This is a genomic window from Nocardioides psychrotolerans (assembly GCF_943371775.1).
Taxonomy (GTDB): domain Bacteria; phylum Actinomycetota; class Actinomycetes; order Propionibacteriales; family Nocardioidaceae; genus Nocardioides; species Nocardioides psychrotolerans_A.
This window is the reverse complement of the sequence record NZ_CALRWD010000087.1, coordinates 1-19,201: the sequence shown is the minus strand read 5'-3', so window position 1 is coordinate 19,201 and position 19,201 is coordinate 1. Positions and strand designations below refer to the sequence as shown.

Genomic DNA, 19,201 nt, shown 5'->3' with positions numbered 1-19,201 from the left:
GCCCAGGCCGCCCAGGTCGCGCCGATGCTCAAGGCGCTGGCCGACCCGGTGCGGCTGCGGCTGATGTCGATGGTGATGTCGCGCGAGGGTGCCGAGGCCTGCGCCTGTGAGCTGCTCCCGGCCTTCGACCTCTCCCAGCCCACGATCAGCCACCACCTCAAGGTGCTGCACGAGGCCGGCCTGCTCGACCGCGAGAAGCGCGGGGTCTGGGTCTACTTCCACGCCCGCCCAGAGGCCATCGCCGCGCTCGGCAGCCTCTTCGCGACCACGCTGGCCCCGGCGGGGGCGACGGCATGACCGCGACCACGCACGACGGCGACGGGACCGACGTACTCCACCGGCTCTCCACCCTCGACCGCTTCCTGCCGGTCTGGATCGGGGTCGCGATGGTGGTCGGGCTGGTGCTGGGTCGCACCGTCGACGGCCTCGACAGGGCGCTCTCGAAGGTAGAGGTGGCCGACGTCAGCCTGCCGATCGCGATCGGGCTGCTGGTGATGATGTATCCCGTCCTCGCGAAGGTCCGCTACGACCGGCTCGGCACGGTCACCGCCGACCGCCGGCTCCTCGTGAGCAGCATCGTCCTCAACTGGCTCGTCGGCCCCGCGCTGATGTTCGCGCTGGCGTGGCTGCTGCTGCCGGACCTCCCGGAATACAGGACCGGCCTGATCATCGTCGGTCTCGCCCGCTGCATCGCGATGGTGCTGATCTGGAACGACCTGGCCTGCGGCGACCGCGAGGCCGCCGCGATCCTGGTCGCGATCAACTCGGTGTTCCAGATCATCGCGTTCGCCGGTCTCGGCTGGTTCTACCTCCAGGTGCTGCCGGGCTGGCTCGGCCTCGAGCAGAACGCGCTGGACGTCTCCGTCGGCAAGATCGCCGTCTCCGTGCTGATCTTCCTCGGCATCCCGCTGCTCGCCGGCTACCTCACGCGCAAGGGAGGCGAGCGCGCCAAGGGACGCGAGTGGTACGAGTCGACCTTCCTCCCGCGCATCGGCCCCTTCGCGCTCTACGGCCTGCTCTTCACGATCGTCATCCTCTTCGCGCTGCAGGGCGACACGATCATCGACCAGCCCGGCGACGTCGCCCGGATCGCGCTGCCGCTGCTGGCCTACTTCGCCCTGATGTGGAGCCTCTCGATGCTCCTGGGCCACCGGCTGCGGATGTCCTACGAGCGCTCCACCACGCTGGCGTTCACTGCCGCCGGCAACAACTTCGAGCTCGCCATCGCCGTCGCGATCGGGGTCTTCGGCGTCACCAGCGGGCAGGCGCTCGCCGGGGTCGTCGGGCCGCTGATCGAGGTCCCGGTCCTGGTCGGGCTCGTCTACGTCGCCCTCTGGGCGCGGCGCCGCTTCACGTGGACGCCCGAGCCCACCGCCATCCCCGCCGCCACCGAAGGAGCCACCCCATGAACGCCGTACCCGAGGTCCTCTTCGTCTGCGTCCACAACGCCGGCCGCTCGCAGATGGCCGCCGCGCTCCTCGAGCACCACGGCGCCGGCCGGGTCGCCGTCCGCAGTGCCGGCTCCGCGCCCGCCGACTCGATCAACCCCGCCGTCGTCGAGGTCATGCAGGAGCTCGGCATCGACGTCTCGCGCAACGTCCCGGCCAAGCTCCTCACCGAGGACGTCGCCGCCTCCGACGTCGTCATCACGATGGGCTGCGGCGACGCGTGCCCGATCTTCCCGGGCAAGCGCTACGAGGACTGGGCCCTCGAGGACCCGGCCGGCCAGGGCGCCGACGCCGTACGCCCCATCCGCGACGACATCGACCGCCGCGTCCAGGCGCTGCTGGCCGACCTGCTGCCGGCGGGCTGAGATCGACCTCGACGTCGTCATCGTCGGCGGCGGCCAGTCGGGGCTGGCGACCGCGTGGCACCTCGTGCGGCTCAACCGCCGCCGCGAGGTGCCGCTGACCTTCGAGGTCCTCGACGACCGCTCGCGCGCCGGTGGTGCCTGGCAGGACGGCTGGCCGAGCCTCGAGCTCTTCTCTCCCGCCGCCTACTCCTCGCTGCCCGGCTGGCCGATGCCGCCCTGGCGCGGCCCGGGCAACCCGTCCGCGGCGCACGTGCGCGACTACCTGACCGCCTACGAGCAGCGCTACGACCTGCCCGTACGACGACCCGTCGCCGTCACCGGCGTCTCCGGGATCGGCGACCCGTCGGGCCCGCTCGTGGTCCATGCCTCCGACGGCGATCGCCAGGCCGGCGTCGTGGTCAACGCCACCGGCTCGTGGCGTCGGCCCTTCTGGCCGACCGTGCCCGGGATGCGCGACTTCGCGGGCACCCAGCGGCACACGGCCGACTACACCGGCCCCACGGCGTACGACGGACTGCGGGTGCTGGTCGTCGGTGGTGGCAACTCGGGGGCGCAGATCGCCGCCGACCTGCTCCCGGTCGCCCGCGAGCTCACCTGGGCGACGCAGCGAACGCCGCGCTACCTGCCCGACGACGTCGACGGGCGCGCGCTCTTCGAGGCGGCCACGGCCGCGGTGGCCGGCCAGGGGGGAGGGGTGGGGAGCCTCGGCGACATCGTCGCGGTGCCGTCGGTGCGCCACGCCCGTGACGAGCTCGGCCTGCACGCGGCACCGATGCCGGACCGGCTCACTGCGAGCGGCGTCCGCTGGGCCGACGGCACCGAGCGCGCCTTCGACGCGGTGATCTGGTGCACCGGCTTCCGCCCCGCGCTCGGCCACCTGCGCGGGGTGGCCAGGCCCAACGGCGGGGTGGTCAGCCCGGATGACGAGCGGGTGCTCTTCGTCGGCTACGGCGACTGGTGCGGCCCCGCGTCCGCCACCCTGATCGGCGTCGGTCGGTCGGCCAAGGACGCAGCTGCTCGCGCTGCTGCGGTGCTCGACGGCTGACCGAGGCGGGGCCCGGGGTCGTGTGCCGGAGAACGCGCTCCAGCGCTGCCGGCGCCACACGACCCGACCAGGACCAGTCAGCCTGCAACATCGCGCCGACTCGGCGTGTGACCAGCTAGGGGATGACCTCGATCAACAGGTGCGAGACCCAGTAGCAGAGCGCGGCGACGAGGCCGGCCATCGGGAAGGTGAGGATCCAGGCGGCGACGATCGACTTGGCCACGCCCCAGCGCACCGCGGAGAAGCGCTTGGTGGCGCCGACGCCCATGACGGCCGAGGTGATCGTGTGGGTCGTGGAGATCGGCGCGGAGTAGACGAACGCGGTCGTGTAGAGCACGCCGGCGGCGACCGACTCGGCGGCGAAGCCGCGGGCGGGGTCGAGGGCGATGATGCGGCGGCCGAGGGTGCGCATGATGCGCCACCCGCCGGCGTAGGTCCCAGCAGAAATCGCAGTAGCGGCGGCGACGATCACCCACAGGGGGAGATCATCACCAGGCGAGACGAAGCCGCCCGCGAGCAGCGCCAGGAAGATGACGCCCATCGTCTTCTGGGCGTCCTGGAGGCCGTGGCCCAGCGCCATGGCGGCCGCGGAGATCGTCTGGAGCACGCGGAAGTTGCGCTGCATCCGGTGCGGATTGCGGCGCCGGAAGACCCACATGATCGTGAGCATCACCGCGAAGCCGGCCGCGAAGGCGAAGAGCGGCGACAGGATCATCGGGATGACGACCTTGTCGCGCACGGTCGTCCACTGCACGAACGTCCCGGACGCCAGCGCGGCGCCGACCAGGCCGCCGATGAGGGCGTGGGAGGAGGAGGAGGGCAGGCCGTAGTACCAGGTGATGAGGTTCCACGCGATCGCCCCGAGCAGCCCGGCCATCACGATCACGAGACCGTGCGAGCCCGACGGCGGCGAGATGACCGACCCGACGGTGTTGGCGACCTCCTGGCCCAGGAAGGCGCCGATGAAGTTCATGACGGCCGCCATGATCAGCGCCACCCGCGGGGTGAGCGCCCGCGTCGAGACCGACGTGGCGATCGCGTTGGCGGCGTCGTGGAAGCCGTTGGTGTAGTCGAAGGTCAGGGCGACGACGACGACCGCGATGACGAGCGCGAGTTCCACGGTCGCTCAGGACTCCTTGACGGCGATCTGCTCCACGATGTTGGCGACCCGCTCGAAGGCGTCGATCGAGTTCTCCAGGCCCTCGACGATGTCCTTGAGCTTGAGCACCTCGAGGGTGGGGTAGTCGCCGGAGAAGAGGTTGGCCAGGATGCGGCGGTGGTTCTTGTCGCCGGCGTTCTCGAGGCGGTTGATCTCGATCCAGAACTCCTCGAGCGACTTCATCGAGCGCAGGTTGGGCATCGACGCCGCGGTCAGCTCGGCGCAGCGCTGCAGCACCTCGACCTGGTCGGAGAGCTCGGTCGGGAGCACCTGCACCTCGTAGAGCAGGATCATGTCGACGACCTCGTCCATCATGTCCATGACGTCGTCGAGGCCGGACGCGAGGGAGTAGATGTCCTCGCGGTCGAACGGCGTGATGAAGGTCGAGTTCACCCGGCGCACGATCTCGTGCGTCGTCTCGTCGGCGGCGTGCTCGGTCTCGCGCATCGCGGTCGCGACGGCGGCGTGGTCGGCGCCGTCGCTGAGCATCTGCGCGAGCAGGTCAGCACCCTTGATCAGGTGGTCCGCCGACTGGGTGAACAGGTCGTAGAACGTCGCATCGACCGGACGGAAGCGCAAACCCACGGAGAACTCCTGGTGAGGCGGAGACGAACGGCCATCATGCTAGGGGGTGCTCCGCCCGCTCCGACAAATCAACCCGTCGTACGACGCCTCCGCTGCCCCTCGATCAGGCTCTCCTGGAGATGCACGTCACCGTCGTTGAGCACCCAGGTGCCGTCGCTCTGGAGCACCCACGCGCTGGTGGTGGGCGCGAAGGCGACGTCCAGCAGCCCGACGATCGACGCGACGCTCTCCTCGCCGGGCACCCGCACCAGCACCTCGATGCGGCGGTCGAGGTTGCGGTGCATCATGTCGGCCGAGCCGATCCACGCGACCGGGTCGCCGGCGTTCTCGAAGACGAAGACGCGGCTGTGCTCCAGGAAGCGACCCAGGATCGAGCGGACCTCGATGTTCTCCGACAGGCCGGGCACGCCCGGTCGCAGCGCGCAGATGCCGCGCACCAGCAGCTGCACTGGCACGCCCTCCTGCGAGGCGAGGTAGAGCGCGTCGATGACGGCCTCGTCGACGACCGAGTTGGCCTTGATCCGGATCCGCGCGGGCTTGCCGTCGCGGTGGTCCTGGATCTCGGCGTGGATCTGGTCGACCAGCCCCGAGCGCACGTTGTCGGGCGCGACCAGCAGCTCGTCGTACGACGCGTTGCGCGACCACCCCGACAGGTTGTTGAAGAGGTGGGCGACGTCCTCGCCGATGCGCTCGTCGGTGGTGATGAGGCCGATGTCCTCATACATGCGCGAGGTCTTGGGGTTGTAGTTGCCGGTGCCGATGTGGGTGTAGCGGCGGATGCCGTCGGGCTCGTCGCGCACCACCAGCGCCAGCTTGCAGTGGGTCTTGAGACCGACCAGGCCGTAGACGACGTGGCAGCCGGCCTGCTCGAGCTTGCGCGCCCAGCGGATGTTGGCCTGCTCGTCGAAGCGGGCCTTGATCTCGACGATCACCAGCACCTGCTTGCCGGCCTCGGCCGCGTCGACGAGGGCGTCGATGATGGGGGAGTCGCCGGAGGTGCGGTAGAGCGTCTGCTTGATCGCCAGCACGTGCGGGTCGGCGGCCGCCTGCTCGATGAAGCGCTGCACCGAGGTGGCGAAGGAGTCGTAGGGGTGGTGGAGCAGCACGTCGTGGCGGCGGGTCGCCTTGAAGACGTCGACGGGTGCCGCCGACTCGACCTCGGCCAGGAGCGGGTGCGTCGTCGGGACGAACGCGGGATACTTCAGCTCCTCGTGCGACAGGTCCGCGATCCCGTGCAGGCCGCGCAGGTCCAGCGGGCCGGGGAGGCGGAAGACCTCCTGCGGCGTGACGTCGAGCTCGGAGATCAGCAGGTCGAGCACGGAGGCGGAGATCGACTCCTCGACCTCGAGGCGCACCGGCGGGCCGAAGCGGCGGCGCAGCAGCTCCTTCTCGAGCGCGGCGAGGAGGTTCTCCGCGTCGTCCTCCTCGACCTCGAGGTCCTCGTTGCGGGTGACGCGGAAGGTGTGGACCTCGAGCACGTCCATGCCGGGGAAGAGGCGCTTGAGGTGGGCGCCGATGACGTCCTCGAGCGGCACGAAGCGGGCGTTGCCGAGCGGCACGAAGCGGTCGAAGATCGGCGGCACCTTGACGCGCGCGAAGTGCTCCTTGCCGGTCTTGGGGTTGCGGATCAGGACCGCGAGGTTGAGCGAGAGCCCCGAGATGTAGGGGAACGGGTGGGCCGGGTCGACGGCCAGCGGGGTGAGCACCGGGAAGATCCGGTCGCGGAAGAGCCGCTTGGCGGCCTTCTGCTCCTCGCGGTCCAGCTCGTCCCAGCGCACGATCTCGATCTCGTGCTCGCGCAGCTCGGGGATGATCTCGTCGCGGAAGAGGTGCGCCTGGCGCTGGCACAGCTCGCCCGTGACGCGCCAGATGTTCTCCAGGACCTCGCGCGGCAGCATCCCCGACGCGGCGCGTACGGCGAGCCCTGCGGCGATGCGTCGCTTGAGGCCGGCGACGCGCACCATGAAGAACTCGTCGAGGTTGCTGGTGAAGATCGCCAGGAAGCGCACCCGCTCCAGCAGCGGCAGCGAGGTGTCCTCGGCCAGCTCGAGCACCCGCTGGTTGAAGTGCAGCCAGGACAGCTCGCGGTCGAGGAACCGGTCGTCGAAGCCCTCGATCGCCGCCACCGTCGCCTCGTCGGGCACGTAGCGCGCCTCGACCTCGTAGGACTCGTCCGGCACGCCGTCGGCCGCCCGGCGCTGCAGGGTCAGCGGGTCGGTGTCGGAGGAGTCGGGCACGATCTCGAGAGGCATGACCGCAGTGTGGCACCGGCGGGTGAACGTGAGGTGATCGGCGCTACCTTGATACCCGTGAGTATCCACCAGCGTCTCGCCGCCCTCGGCGCCCTCGCGGAATCGTCCGTCCTCAAGGCCGCGATGGCCCTCCCGGAGTCGGTCCAGGCCCGCCTCGTCGGCAAGCCGGTCGTCCTCGACGGCCAGACCCTCGCCACCGAGACCCAGCTGCTGCTGGCCATGCAGCGCCTGGCGCCGCTGCCCAGCGCGGAGACGCTGCCGATCCCCGAGGGCCGCAAGGTGGTGCTCCACCAGAGCGCCCTCGCCGCCGGCGACCAGCCGATCGGCGCCGTGCGCAACCTGCCCGTTGGCGACCTGCCCGGTCGTCTCTACACCGGCTCCTCGGCCGGGGCGACCAGCCCGCTGCTGCTCTTCCTGCACGGCGGCGGCTTCATGTACGGCGACCTCGACTCCCACGACGCCTCCTGCCGCCTGCTCGCCGAGCGCGCCGGCATCCGGGTCCTGGCCGTCGACTACCGGATGGGCCCCGAGGACCCGTTCCCCGCGGCGTACGACGACGCGGTCGCGGCCTTCGAGTGGGTCGTCGCGAATGCCGCCTCGATCGGTGCCGACCCCGACCGGCTCGCCGTCGGTGGTGACTCGGCAGGCGGCAACCTCGCCGCCGGGGTCGCGATCCACGCCGCGCGCGAGGGCCTGCCGCTGGCCTTCCAGCTGCTCGTCTACCCGATGACCGACGCCGAGCACCCCACGCGGAGCTTCGAGCTGTTCTCCGAGGGGTTCTACCTCACCAAGCGCTTCATGGACCTCGCCAATGAGTGCTACCTCCCGCCCGGCCAGGACCTGCGCGACCCGCGCATCTCGGTGATCCACGCCGACCTCCCCGCGGGCCTCGCGCCGGCCTACGTCGTCACCGCCGGCTTCGACCCGCTCCGTGACGAGGGCGAGGCCTACGCCCGCAAGCTCGCCGACGCCGGCGTCGAGGTCGAACTCCAGCGCTTCCCCGACCAGATCCACAGCTTCTTCAACATCGTCGGCGTCGGCCGCCGCTCACCTGCCGCCGTCGCCGAGATCGCCGCCAAGACCGGCGCCGCCCTCCACCGCTGATTCATCGTTCGCTGGTCGAGCAGCGAGCGAAGCGAGCGGTAGTCGAGACCCCTACAACCCGGGCCGATACCGCCGCACAGCCTCGCTGAACTGCACCGGGTCCACCATCCGCGCCGTGATCGAGCACGGCGGCAGGCTGCGCCGGTGGAAGTCGACCCGCCACCCGCGCTGACCCGGCTGCCCGGTCATGGTCACCTCGACCGCGTCGGAGGTGAGGTCGAAGCGGTGGTGGCTCCCGTCGGCCTTGATGTCCACGACCCCGGCCTCGATGCTCACCTGGCTCGGTGAGCTCCGCACCAGCCACGCCGCCAGCGCGAGCGCCAGCGTCAGCGCGGTCAGCCCGACCCCGTAGGCCGACACCAGTCGCTCGTCGAGTGCTGCCAGCCCCACCAGGACCGCCGCGACGAGCGCGCACGCACCCAGCACCAGCGCCAGCAGCCCGCGCGCGGTCGGGTTCCGCGGCGTCAGCACGACGTCGGCAACGCTGTCCGTGCGAGCCACGGGAGCGGGCTCAGCGTCGGTGGTTGAGGTGCGAGGCGCGGGCTCAGCGTCGGTGGTTGAGGTGCGAGCCACGGGAGGGGGCTCACCATCGGTGGTTGAGGTGCGAGCGGAGCGAGCCTCGAAACCACCGACGGGACGACCAACGGGGCCGTCCGACTTCTCCGCCAGCACCTCGGTGAGCCGCTGCTCGGCGACCAGCCGCTCGGCGATCGTCTCCTCGACCAGCTCCGCCGAGCGTCGTACGGCGGCCTCGACCGCCGACCGCTCCATCGCGCGGGTCTCGGCGGCAGCCTCGGCGGCCGCCCGCAGCGTCGCCTGCTTGTCGGCCTCGGTGAGCGCGGCGGCCAGCTGCGTGCGCAGCTCGGCCACGGTCGACTCGTGGGCCGTCGCAGCCCCCAAGGCCTCCGCGGCGAGCTCTGCCAGGCGCGACTCGGCCGCGGCGCGCTCGGCGGCCGCCTCCCGGGCGAGCTCGGCGTGCGCGAGGGCGTCCTGCTCGGCGACCGCGCGGGCGGCGATCGCCTCGGCGGCGGCCGTCTCGGCCTGGGTGCGTGCCTCGTGCGCCTCGCTCGCCAGCCGCGACGACTCCTGCGCGGCGCTCTCGGCTGCCACGCGCGCCTCGTGGGCAGCTGCCGCCAGCCCGGCCTGCGACGCAGCCTCCTCGGAAGCAGCGAGAGCGGCAGCAGCGGCCGACTCGGCGGCCATTCCCTGAGCCCCCGCGGCCTCCTCGGCGGCCAACCGTGCGGCGAGCGCAGCCTCTGCGGCGGTCACAGCGGCAGCAGCAGCGGCCTCGGCGGTCGTGCGCTCCTCGTGCGCGAGAGCGGCCAGGCGTGCCTGCTCGGCGGCGCCCTCCTCGGCGACGCGACGTCCGTCGGCGTGCTCGCGGGCCGCGACATCGGCCTCCGCTCGAGCCGACGCCTGCTCGGCCGCTGCACTCTCGGCAGCGACCCGCGCCTGGTGGGCGGCCGCGGCGAGCCCGGCCTGGGCCGCCGCCTCCTCGGCAGCGGCAACCGCATCGGCTGCAGCCGACTCGGCAGCGACGGCCTGCAGCCGGCTGGCCTCCTCCGCCGCCAGCCTGGCCTCGGCCGCGCCGAACGCCCGCTCGGCTGCCTCCTGCGCCAGCACCTCGGCCTCAGCCCTGGCCACCTCCGCGGCCGACGCCGACGCCAGCGCAGCAGCGGCGGCCGACTCGGCCTCCGCGCGCGCAGCAGCCTCGGTCGAGGCGACCTCCTCGGCCGCGGCACGAGCCGTGGCCGACGACGCGGCCGCCGACTCTGCAGCAGCCCGCGCCTCATGCGCCTCGGCCGCGAGCCTGGCCTGCTCCGCAGCACTCTCGGCCGACACCTGAGCATCCGACGCAGCAGCACCGGCCGCCTCGGCCTGCACGCGTGCGGACTCCTCGGCCGCCAGCCTGACCTCGGCGGCGCCGAACGCCCGCTCGGCAGCCTCCTGGGCCCGCTCCTCGGCCGCAGCCCGAGCCGCTTCCGCAGCCGACGCAGAAGCCAGCGCGGCCGCAGCCGTCGTCTCGGCCTCGGCCCGCGCGGTCGCCTGTCCCTCGGCAAAGCTCTCCGCCGCAGACCTCGCGGACGCCGACGTCGCGGCAGCCGCCTCAGCAGCCTCGCGAGCAGCGTGGGCCTCGGCCGCAGCCTCAGCCAGGGACGCCGCCTGCTCCTCCGCCGCCTGGCGCGCCCTGGCCGCGCCCGCGGCGGCGACCTCGGCCAGCTCGCGGTCCGCCAGCGCGGCGGCGGCGGTCTGCGCAGCAGCGTCAGCAGCCTCCTCGGCCACCTGTCGCGCCTCGTCGGCCTCCGCAGCAGCGCGAGCCGCCGCAGCAGCCAGCTCCTCGGCAGCGGTCCGGTCGGCCAGCGCCGCAGCGGCAGCCTGCTCCGCCTCGGCGCGGCCGGCAGAGGCGCGCTGGGCCGCTTCGGCGGTCATGCGGGCGGCCTCCTCGGCCTCCCGACGTCGTACGACGGCAGCGGCCGCCGCCTCCTCCGCCGCCGCCAGCGCGGCCGCATGCCGTGCCGCGGCCTCCTCGGCGATCTCGCGGGCGGCGTAGGCCTCCGCGGCGAGCTCCGCGTGCTCGGTCGCCGCGGCCTCGGCCGCCTCGCGCGCCCGGATCGCGACGGCGGCGGACTCCTCCGCCACCAGCCGCTCGGCGGCCTGCTCGGCCCCGGCCAGCTCGGCGGCGTGGCGCAGCGAGGCGGCGTGCGCGGCCGACGCGGTCATCTCCGCAGCGCGTGCCTGAGCCTGCTCGAGGGTCTCCGTGGGGTCGCTGCGATCACGGCGGCGCCACCGTCGGGGGCCGTCGCTGTCGGGGGGAGGCAGGTTGGCCGAGCTCATCGGGGCCGAGCCTAGTGGCTCGGCTCCCCAGATGAGGGGACGTCTGGACGACAGAGGGCCGCCCCAGCGTGTGGGACGGCCCTCCGGGTGCGCAGCGGGAGATCAGGCGTTGATCGCCTGGGCGCCGCTGTCGGTGAGGCCCTCGACGCGGATCTTGCGCGGCTTGGCGCGCTCCGCGACCGGCACCAGCAGCCGCAGCACGCCGGCGTCATAGCTAGCCTCGATCTTGTCGAGGTCGAGGTTGTCGCCGAGCACGAGCTGGCGACTGAAGGAGCCGCGCGGGCGCTCGGAGGCGAGCATCTCCCAGTCGCCGTTGCGACCGGTGCGCTCGGCGCGCACGGTCAGCACGTTGCGCTCGACGTCGAGGTCGATCGTCTCCGGGGCCACCCCCGGCAGGTCGAACTCGATGACGAACCGGTCGCCCTCACGCCACGCGTCCATCGGCATCACGACGGGGCGGTTGGTCGTGCCGAGCAGCTGCTGGGTCAGGCGGTCGAAGTCACGAAACGGGTCAGCGGTGCGAAGCAACATGAGGGTCTCCTCCTGGTCCTGTCTTGTCTGGTGGGCCCGCGATGCGTGAACGCGGATATGTATCATTCGATACAGGTTTGTTATAGCCGACGATCCCGGTCATGATCAACCCGTGAGCCCGAGGAAATCGCAGCCCGCCAGCCGCGGCGTCTTCGCCATCTCAGTGGCGGCCGAGATGGTGCGCATGGAGGTGCAGAACCTCCGCGTCTACGAGCGCCGCGGCCTGCTCGCCCCCGACCGCACCGACGGCGGCACCCGTCTCTACAGCCCCGACGACATCGAGACCCTCCACCGCATCCGCGAGCTCCTCGCCGACGGCCTCAACCTCGCCGGCATCGCCCGGGTGATCGAGCTGGAGGAGGAGGTACGCCGCCTCCGCGCCCGCCTCGCTCAATCCTCCGCTGGTTGAGCCGACCGAGCCGCTAGGCGAGGTCGCGTCGAGACCCCGTGAGCCGAGAAGCAGCCTGCCTCGAGGGGTCTCGACACCCTCGTCGCTGACGCTCCTCGCGGCTCGACCACCGAGAGAGGATCAGTAGACGATCGCCTGCACCCCGGGCTCGAGGATCTCCTCGGCGAACACCGCGGCCCCGGCCACGCGCACGCCCGGCAGCAGGTCGGCCTCGCCGAGCCCTCGTCGTACGACGCACTGCGAGCAGGCCGTCACTTCACCGGCCGTCAGCACCACCGCGAGCAGGTCGGCGACGGGTGTCGCGTGCTCGAGCCCCAGCGACGGAGCATCGGGCGCCCCCAAGAAGACGGACTCGCCCGTCAACCACAGCGACACCGCGGCGCCCGAAGCACACGCAGCAGCCGCGACCGTGAACGCCTGGTTGGCGCGCTCGGGGTCGTCTGCGCCGCACGTGACCTTGACGACCAGCTTGCGCGACGGGGAGGGCGACATGCGCACACACTAGGCTGGGGGAGTGGCTTTCCAGTTCCCTGACAACCTCCACCCCCAGTGCGGCCCCCTGGCCTGGATGCTCGGCACGTGGGCCGGCAACGGACACGGCGACTACCCCACGATCGAGCCCTACCAGTTCGGCCAGGAGCTGATCTTCACCCACGACGGGCGCCCGTTCTTCCACTACATGGCGCGCGCGTGGATCATCGACGAGGCCGGCGAGAAGGTCCGCGACGGTGCGCTCGAGACCGGCTTCCTGCGCTGCCTGCCCGAGGGCCAGGTCGAGATGCTGCTCACGCACAACACCGGCTTCGTGGAGATCTACTACGGCACCGCCGGCGAGGGGAAGCTCGAGCTCAGCACCGACGCGGTGGTGCGCACGCACACCGCCAAGGAGTACGTCGGCGGCCACCGCCTCTACGGCAACGTCGAGGGCGACCTGCTCTACGCCTACGACATGGCCGCGATGGGCGAGCCCCTCCAGCCCCACACCTGGGCCCGGCTGCAACGACGGTGACCCATGGCTGAGGCGAGCGAGCACACCCACGGCGCACCCGCTGCGACCGATGACTGGCGCGAGCGCCTGCGCGAGAGCGGGCACCGGCTCACGCCCCAGCGCGAGCTCATCCTCGCCGCCGTCGAGCAGCTCGGCCACGCCACGCCCGACCAGGTGCTCGCGCAGGTCCGCAAGACCTCCGAGGCGGTCAACATCTCCACCATCTACCGCACCCTCGAGGTCCTCGAGACCCTCGGCCTGGTGCGTCACGCGCACCTCTCCGACCGCGCCCCGACCTACCACTCGGTCAAGGACCACGAGCACTTCCACATCGTCTGTCGGAATTGTGGGCGCGTCACCTCCGTTGGACCCACTGTGCTGACCACCCTGCGCGAGAGCCTCCGCGACGACCACGACTTCACCGTGGACGTCGGCCACCTGACCGTCTTCGGGACCTGTGCCTCAGGCTGTGACGCATGACCAGCCCCCAGCCCAGCCCGTTGTTGAGCCTGCCCGGCGCCGTCTCCGGTGACGGCATCGACGCGCCCGTCGCCGCCCACTACGGGTCCTTCAACACCGAGCAGCGCTTCCTCGAGGCCGGCGAGGGCTTCGTCGACCTGTCCCACCGCGACGTCGTCCGCATCTCCGGGCCCGACCGGCTGACCTGGCTGCACAACCTCACCACCCAGCACTTCACCGACCTCCAGCCCGGCACCTGGACCCAGGCGCTGATCCTGAGCCCCACCGGCCACGTCGAGCACGAGCTGCGCGGCGTCGACGACGGCGAGTCCTTCACCGCCCACACCGAGCCCGGCGCCAGCGGCCCGCTGATCGCGTTCCTCGAGCGGATGAAGTTCATGACCCGCGTCGAGGTCACCGACGAGACGGAGGCGTACGCCGTCACCTGGCGCCCGGAACCGGTGGTTGAGGTGCGAGCGGAGCGAGCCTCGAAACCACTCGAAGGTCGCTATGCCTTCGTGCCCCGCGACCAGCTCGACGCGTTCGCCGAGGCCGCCGGCCCGCCGGCAGGACTGTGGGCCTTCGAGGCGCTGCGCATCGCCCGCGGCGAGCCCCGCTTCGGGCTCGACACCGACCACCGAACGATCCCCAACGAGGTCGGCTGGATCGGCCCCGCCGTCCACCTCGACAAGGGCTGCTACCGCGGCCAGGAGACGGTGGCCCGCGTCCACACCCTCGGCCGCCCGCCCCGCCGCCTGGTCCTGCTCCACCTCGACGGCACCGAGAACCGGCTCCCCACCCGCGGCAGCGACCTGCTGCTCGGCGACAAGGTCGTCGGCGTCGTCGGCTCGTCCGCGCGCCACCACGAGCTCGGCCCGATCGCCCTCGCCCTGGTCAAGCGCAACGTCGCGCTCGACGCCCAGCTCACGACGGACAACATGCCCGCCGCCCAGGAGGTCGTCGTCGACCCCGAGGTCGGCCTGCACGTCCGCCCCCGCACCTGAGCGAGGTCGGATGAAGCAGGACCACCGTGCCGTGGTCATCGGCGTCGCCCTGGTCCTGTCGGTCCTGACCGTCCTGCTCATCGCCGGTCACGGGCCCTGGGCGGGTCGCACGATCTTCGAGATCAACAACCGGCACGGCCTGAACTCCGGCGACGTCCCGGTGCTGGTGCTGTGGGCGGTCGGGATGCTCGGCTGCGGCTTTCTGCTTCGAAAGCCTTGACCCACTGGTGCTCAGCGCGGGTCAGAAGGTCAGGGTCGCGGTCCCGCCGGGGGATGCGCTCGAGCCGGCGCCGATGTCATAGCCCAGCAGCGTCACGTTGTAGCCCTCGTCGGTGGGCAGGTCGTCGAAGGTGATCTCCCACGTGCAGCCAGCCTCCTCGGACGAGGAGCCGCCAGTCTCCGGAAGAGCCTGCTGGGCGAGCTCCTCGCCGTCGACCGTCGAGACGGTGATGACGATCGGGGTCGGCGACTCGCCGGTCGCCACCTCCTCCGACGGGTTGACGCTCGTGCACGTCTGGTCCTCGAGTGGGAAGAGCGCCGACGGCTTCCCCGTGTCACGCAGCACGACGGTGAGGGTCAACGCCTCGGTAGCCTGCGTCGCAGCCCGGTCTGGAGGCGTCGTCTCACCCTCGGCCTCGTCTCCGTCGTTGCCACCGCTGCACGCAGTGAGGGTGAGGAGCAGGGCGAGAGCACCAAGACGTCGCATGTCATGAGGTTACCGACCTCTCGTTTCGCTACAACGCGACCTACGCCCACCACATCGCCGAGGAGCACGGTTTCTCCGCACAGCTCGACAACCGCTTCACCACGACCGCCGCAGCGCCGGGCACGTCCCCGTGGAGGAATCGATCTTCTGATGCCCACCACCTCCCGGGCCGTGCCCTACCCGTCACCTACCCAACCGGCTGAGATTCCCGCCGAGTTCCAGGCACAGGTTGAGTAGCTCGACGAGACGATCGGCGACCAGGCCGCCTGTCAGGAGGCTCGCCTATCAGGACACCGTCACGGCGGGGGGTTGCAGAGACCGCCGGGACAGAGTTCAAGGGCGTCCTTTTCAACACGATTGGGGACGCGCTCACGGAAGTCGTGGTCGACGCCGCCAACTTCGGCTCGGGGCGCACACACGTCGAGATCAACGCCGCTATTGCGTCCCTCCCGGCAGGTGGCGGGAAGGTGGTGGTCCGCGGCAAGGACGGACCCTGGGCGATCGGGCAAGGCGTCCTGGACATCGAGGTAGTTGCCGCTGCTGCCTCCGGTGGCGAGGGCTCGGCACCGGCTACCCGATGAACGCCGCCATGGGCAGCAAGGTCGTCATCATCGGCACCAACTTCGACGGGGCGACGCCGCCGCCTGCAGGGTCCTACGTCGTTGTCGAGTACGACTACTTCCCCGACCCCGCCCTTTCGCTCTCCGATCTGGCCCTGACTGCAAGCCTTGAGCAGAATCCCGGCCGGGAGGTGCTCTACGCGACGGCGGCACCAACAGCTGGCTACCCCTACGCGGGCGCCATCATGTGGAACTCCGCACCGAGCGCGGGCGCGAATCCGGGCTGGATGTGTTTAGCTCCGGGGACGCGGAAGGCGATGGCGAGCCTGACCGCATAGCCCCGTCGTCGCGGGTTACCGCCACGGCAATCGCAACGATCATCATCAGTGCAATCCCGGTTCCCTTGTCCTCGATCCAGGGACCGAATGGCGTCAGCGCGATCATCGCCAGCATCCACCCTCGGGCGGCAGTGAACTCGGGCGCGACCGTCCGCGTCGCGAGTCGGCGCACGCATCTCGCCACCGTGAGCAAGTAGCCCAGGAGTAGGGCCGTGCCAACGACGCCGAACTTGGCGGGCACCATCCAGGGGGTGTCGAGGGTATACAAGCCGCTCGGACGATAGATATAGCCCGGCGCTCCGCCGAGCCAAGGGCTGGCCTCCCACCGCTTCTGCGCCAGCCGGTAGGAGTATTCGCGGGCCAGAAAGCTCTGATCCTGCGAGAGTCCACCGCCCGCCGCGTCGGTCAGTGCGCGGAGCCGGTTTGTGAAGAAGTTTGCCTCGACCAAACCGCTGTCACTGAGGAACGTGGAGAAGTAGACGGCGACCAGAGCAAAGACTCCGCCGAGCAGAATGATGCGGGGCAATGGGACGCGCGCTCGGCGCTGGGCACCGACGATACCGACGAGCACCATGACCAACAGCAGAGCGTTGGTGCGACTTCCGGTGGCCACCAGCGAGCCCACGATCACTACCAGGGCGACCATCCAGCGGATCCGCTTCGGCCCCAGTCCCGCCTTGACTGCAACGAAGGCGAGCGCCAAGAGCGTGAACGTCGCCGTCGCCAAGACCACCCGCTCGGTGCTCGCAGCCCCCCTTCGGCCGAGCCAGTCCAGGGCCAATCCGACAGCCGCCACGAGTCCAAGAACAGTAAGTGTCGTCATCAGCCAGCGCCGGGATAGGTGTTGAGACGCCTCAAGCCCGACTAGCGGCAACGCGAGGATCAGAAAGTATCCGAGCGCATCACGGAACCAGTCGATAGGTGCGATCTGATTTGTGGTCGCGTTGAGGTACGAGAAGGCCAACAGCGCCAGCACCGCGACCGTCGCCGTAAGCATCGGCCGGAACGCCTGTAACGATACGCGATCATCGGAGCGAGCCAGGTTCCGAGCGGCAACCATGAGGCACACGATCAGGAGTCCTAGGTACGCGATCTTTGCTTCGTCTCCGGGGGCCTGGAACACGAGTAGTGCGCCGCCGGCGGTCGCTAGGATCCGGGCCTTCGCCGAGATCAGGACGGCGACCAACATGAAGGTCGCCAGGAATGCGCCCAGGGCAACGATCGGCTCGAGGATTGTGGCGAGCGCCCCGCCGCTTAGACTGATCACACTCAGGCAAATAATGAAGCTCGCTCGCGTAAGAACTTGCTTCATCTAGCCGTCCCCATCATTCGGCCCCGCGCGCCTTCCAAGAGGGCGGCGGCCACGAGGGCGTTGACGATCGCGTCATCCCTGGTGCCACCCATTGCGCAGAACAGGCTGACCATGCCGGTCGTTAAGGCCACGACAAGCGGCCCTAGGCCGGCCCATACCCTCATGAGCAGGGATGGTACGCGAGGGGTTACGAGTGCGTCCTTCTGCAGGGCGCCGATGCTTTGCTTCGGCTGAGCGACCGCGACGCATGGGCAAGTGCCCAACCCGGAGCGCCGTGCCGTGACCAGCGCCCGATCTCAGCACCGCCGCGCCCTCACCACTTCACCCGCTGCGCTGGCCCACTGCCGCGCGAGAGGGGCTCTCCTTGCTAGGATAGAATTTGTGGGGCCTCAAGGATGCGGTCCCGGTGCATGTAGATCTCGTTGCACCCGACCCGGTCGACAACAAGGTAGCCGCGTCGCGTGAGCTCCTGCTGCTTGACGTGGGCCTGCGCCGGGATGTTCAGGTCGCGCTCTGTGAGGATGACGCGGGGCGTGTAGGCGCCCATCCCGGCCAAGACGGCGGCGTCGTGGCCCTCTGTGTCGGCCGAGAGCACCGAGAAGTCGTGGTCGAACCCAGCCTCGTCGAGCATCTCGTCGAGTCGGCGGAGTTTGACCGGCACGGACCGGTCCGACCTAGTGGCGTCATACCAGGCGCTGTCTGTGGTCTGCAGCGTGGCCATGAGGTTGTGGCCGTCGGTGGCTGTGTCCTCGAAGAGATCCGCGCTTCCTGCCGACTCCGAGGCAGCCGCCTCGAAGAGGATGGCGTCGACGGAGCCGGTGTTCTCGACCAGGCGCTTGTAGTTCTCCGGGTGCGGCTCGACGAGCACCGCCTTCCAGCCGTCTCGGAGCAGGTTGTAGCTGTTGGAGTAGGTGAGGCCGTCATTGGCTCCGACCTCGACCATGGTGCGGGGCCAGTCGCTGGGAATCAGCCACTTGAGGTAGCTGTACTCACCGTTCTGCGAGACGTCGCCCCACTGTGGTCGGGCTGGTCGAAGATCGACGGCGAGCCGGGCGAAGCGGCGGGCAGAACTGGGCAAGAGTGCGGATCCGAGCATGCGTATTCCTAGGTAGTTTTGCGGTCGCCGAGCGAGGGCTAGAAACGGGCGAATCCGACGGCCTTGCGGCGGTCCAGCAGGACCATCCCGTCGTCGCCGATGAGGTCCCAGCGCTTGGCGGTCACCCAGGCGGCGGTCGTGTTGATGTCGTCGCTAACCAGGATGCCGCCAGCGTTCAGCATCTTCCCGGCGAGCTGGTAGTCGATCATCTGGCCGAGGAGCCGGTGGTCACCGTCGTGGAAGAAGATGTCGACGTTCCCGCCGCCCAGCCTCCGGTTGAGGGTGCCGATGTCGGGTCGCCGGTCGTCGACGATTACCTTGGTCCACCGCTCGGCTAGGTCGTCGGGCACGAGGCCACCAACGTCGTGGCGGACATCCACGCTCGCCAGTTGCCCGGTGCCGTTGGCGGCCATGGCGGACAGGATGATGAAGGCCGAATGTCCGTTGGCAATGCCGGTCTCGATGACCCGATCAGGGCGACGGAGCCGCACCAGGGCGTAGAGCACAGTGGCGGTCGCGGTCTCGACGGCCCAGTTCTCGGGACAGGTCGTGGCTGTGCGCGCATAGGCGGCCTGGACCTCCTCAGCCACCCCGTCGTACTCGGCCAGCAGATTGCGCACCTGCGAGTCGTCAGCGCCAGCCCAACGCAGGACCTCTTCGGCAACGGTCGTCGTGGGCATACTCCGCCCGAGATCGTCCATGGAGGGCGGGAGTGCCGAGCCCCATTCGGGGCCGCCAATTGCCGCAGCTGCGCGGGCTACCAGCTCGGAACGGCTGACAGCCACGGCGCGGCGCGTTCCTACCGTGTCGCACAACAGCTTGAACGAGTCGATCTTGCTCACGAGCGTCGCCTCTTGTCTGGGGCCGGGCTTGTCGGCCCGCCACTCTGCCTCATCCGTATGGAAACCGCGAAGCGGATCCCATACGGCAGGCAATCTACACGCCCAGACGCCTGATCTACTGTGGGACCGCGCTCAGAGACCAGCAATCCGGCCACGATCAGCG

The 19,201-nt window shown here is 70.6% G+C and carries 20 protein-coding genes; 10 read left to right on the top strand and 10 right to left on the bottom strand.

All coding sequences use genetic code 11. The features are described from left to right. From AAG827_RS19245 to AAG827_RS19230, 4 genes are all read left to right on the top strand, one after another. On the top strand, nt 1–297 hold a 297-nt coding region (locus tag AAG827_RS19245), incomplete at its 5' end, for a metalloregulator ArsR/SmtB family transcription factor (RefSeq protein WP_341927833.1). Further along, nucleotides 294–1,409, top strand: a complete 1,116-nt coding sequence (gene arsB / locus AAG827_RS19240; RefSeq protein WP_341927832.1) for an ACR3 family arsenite efflux transporter — start codon at nt 294–296, stop codon at nt 1,407–1,409. The genes AAG827_RS19245 and arsB, both read left to right, overlap by 4 nt. Next, complete coding sequence (locus tag AAG827_RS19235) at nt 1,406–1,813, top strand: arsenate reductase ArsC (RefSeq protein WP_341927831.1); 408 nt, start codon at nt 1,406–1,408, stop codon at nt 1,811–1,813. Before arsB ends, AAG827_RS19235 begins: the two co-directional genes overlap by 4 nt. A gap of 1 nt (nt 1,814) precedes the next feature. Continuing rightward, a complete protein-coding gene (locus tag AAG827_RS19230) occupies nt 1,815–2,858 on the top strand; it encodes an NAD(P)-binding domain-containing protein (RefSeq protein ID WP_341927834.1) in 1,044 nt (347 codons plus the stop codon). A gap of 115 nt (nt 2,859–2,973) precedes the next feature. Here AAG827_RS19230 and AAG827_RS19225 read toward each other — a convergent pair whose 3' ends face one another. The 3 genes from AAG827_RS19225 to AAG827_RS19215 all read right to left on the bottom strand — a co-directional run bounded on the left by AAG827_RS19225 (nt 2,974) and on the right by AAG827_RS19215 (nt 6,854). Beyond that, entirely contained in the window at nt 2,974–3,978 is a 1,005-nt protein-coding gene (locus tag AAG827_RS19225) for an inorganic phosphate transporter (protein WP_341927830.1), read from the bottom strand. Between the two features lie 6 nt (nt 3,979–3,984). Continuing rightward, a complete protein-coding gene (locus tag AAG827_RS19220; RefSeq protein WP_341927829.1) occupies nt 3,985–4,602 on the bottom strand; it encodes a DUF47 family protein in 618 nt (205 codons plus the stop codon). Between the two features lie 68 nt (nt 4,603–4,670). After that, on the bottom strand, nt 4,671–6,854 hold the full coding sequence (locus AAG827_RS19215) for an RNA degradosome polyphosphate kinase (protein ID WP_341927828.1): 2,184 nt from the start codon (nt 6,852–6,854) through the stop codon (nt 4,671–4,673). 57 nt (nt 6,855–6,911) lie between these two features. Here AAG827_RS19215 and AAG827_RS19210 point away from each other — a divergent pair, with 57 nt between their 5' ends. After that, nucleotides 6,912–7,958, top strand: coding sequence for an alpha/beta hydrolase (locus AAG827_RS19210; protein ID WP_341927827.1), 1,047 nt, complete (start codon nt 6,912–6,914; stop codon nt 7,956–7,958). Between the two features lie 51 nt (nt 7,959–8,009). Here AAG827_RS19210 and AAG827_RS19205 read toward each other — a convergent pair whose 3' ends face one another. Beyond that, nucleotides 8,010–10,793 (bottom strand): hypothetical protein, encoded by a 2,784-nt coding sequence (locus AAG827_RS19205; RefSeq protein WP_341927826.1) that lies wholly within the window; start codon nt 10,791–10,793, stop codon nt 8,010–8,012. A 102-nt stretch (nt 10,794–10,895) separates the two neighbouring features. Further along, the gene (locus AAG827_RS19200; RefSeq protein WP_341927825.1) at nt 10,896–11,324 is read right to left on the bottom strand and encodes an HSP20 family small heat-shock protein; all 429 of its coding nucleotides are present in this window, start codon (nt 11,322–11,324) and stop codon (nt 10,896–10,898) included. Between the two features lie 112 nt (nt 11,325–11,436). Here AAG827_RS19200 and AAG827_RS19195 point away from each other — a divergent pair, with 112 nt between their 5' ends. Then, nucleotides 11,437–11,733, top strand: coding sequence for a MerR family transcriptional regulator (locus AAG827_RS19195; protein WP_341927824.1), 297 nt, complete (start codon nt 11,437–11,439; stop codon nt 11,731–11,733). 120 nt (nt 11,734–11,853) lie between these two features. On the opposite strand, the gene AAG827_RS19190 is transcribed toward AAG827_RS19195, so the two are convergent. Continuing rightward, nucleotides 11,854–12,225 (bottom strand): DsrE family protein, encoded by a 372-nt coding sequence (locus AAG827_RS19190; RefSeq protein WP_341927823.1) that lies wholly within the window; start codon nt 12,223–12,225, stop codon nt 11,854–11,856. A 22-nt stretch (nt 12,226–12,247) separates the two neighbouring features. Between AAG827_RS19190 and AAG827_RS19185 the strand changes: the two genes are divergently transcribed. The 4 genes from AAG827_RS19185 to AAG827_RS19170 are packed head-to-tail and all read left to right on the top strand — an operon-like array spanning nt 12,248 to nt 14,404. Continuing rightward, on the top strand, nt 12,248–12,742 hold the full coding sequence (locus AAG827_RS19185) for an FABP family protein (RefSeq protein WP_341927822.1): 495 nt from the start codon (nt 12,248–12,250) through the stop codon (nt 12,740–12,742). Nucleotides 12,743–12,745: 3 nt separating this feature from the next. Next, on the top strand, nt 12,746–13,201 hold the full coding sequence (locus AAG827_RS19180; RefSeq protein ID WP_341927821.1) for a transcriptional repressor: 456 nt from the start codon (nt 12,746–12,748) through the stop codon (nt 13,199–13,201). Further along, complete coding sequence (locus tag AAG827_RS19175) at nt 13,198–14,184, top strand: folate-binding protein (protein WP_341927820.1); 987 nt, start codon at nt 13,198–13,200, stop codon at nt 14,182–14,184. Before AAG827_RS19180 ends, AAG827_RS19175 begins: the two co-directional genes overlap by 4 nt. Nucleotides 14,185–14,194: 10 nt before the next feature. Further along, nucleotides 14,195–14,404: a hypothetical protein gene (locus AAG827_RS19170; RefSeq protein WP_341927819.1), complete on the top strand. Its 210-nt coding sequence runs from the start codon at nt 14,195–14,197 to the stop codon at nt 14,402–14,404. Nucleotides 14,405–14,425: 21 nt separating this feature from the next. On the opposite strand, the gene AAG827_RS19165 is transcribed toward AAG827_RS19170, so the two are convergent. From AAG827_RS19165 to AAG827_RS19150, 4 genes are all read right to left on the bottom strand, one after another. After that, nucleotides 14,426–14,890, bottom strand: a complete 465-nt coding sequence (locus AAG827_RS19165; RefSeq protein ID WP_341927818.1) for a hypothetical protein — start codon at nt 14,888–14,890, stop codon at nt 14,426–14,428. Between the two features lie 803 nt (nt 14,891–15,693). Continuing rightward, nucleotides 15,694–17,100 carry a hypothetical protein gene (locus AAG827_RS19160; RefSeq protein ID WP_341927817.1) on the bottom strand — a complete coding sequence of 469 codons (1,407 nt, stop codon included), beginning with the start codon at nt 17,098–17,100 and terminating at the stop codon, nt 15,694–15,696. A 367-nt stretch (nt 17,101–17,467) separates the two neighbouring features. Beyond that, nucleotides 17,468–18,196, bottom strand: a complete 729-nt coding sequence (locus AAG827_RS19155) for an FkbM family methyltransferase (RefSeq protein ID WP_341927816.1) — start codon at nt 18,194–18,196, stop codon at nt 17,468–17,470. Between the two features lie 38 nt (nt 18,197–18,234). After that, entirely contained in the window at nt 18,235–19,038 is an 804-nt protein-coding gene (locus AAG827_RS19150; protein WP_341927815.1) for a class I SAM-dependent methyltransferase, read from the bottom strand. Nucleotides 19,039–19,201: the final 163 nt, after the last annotated feature.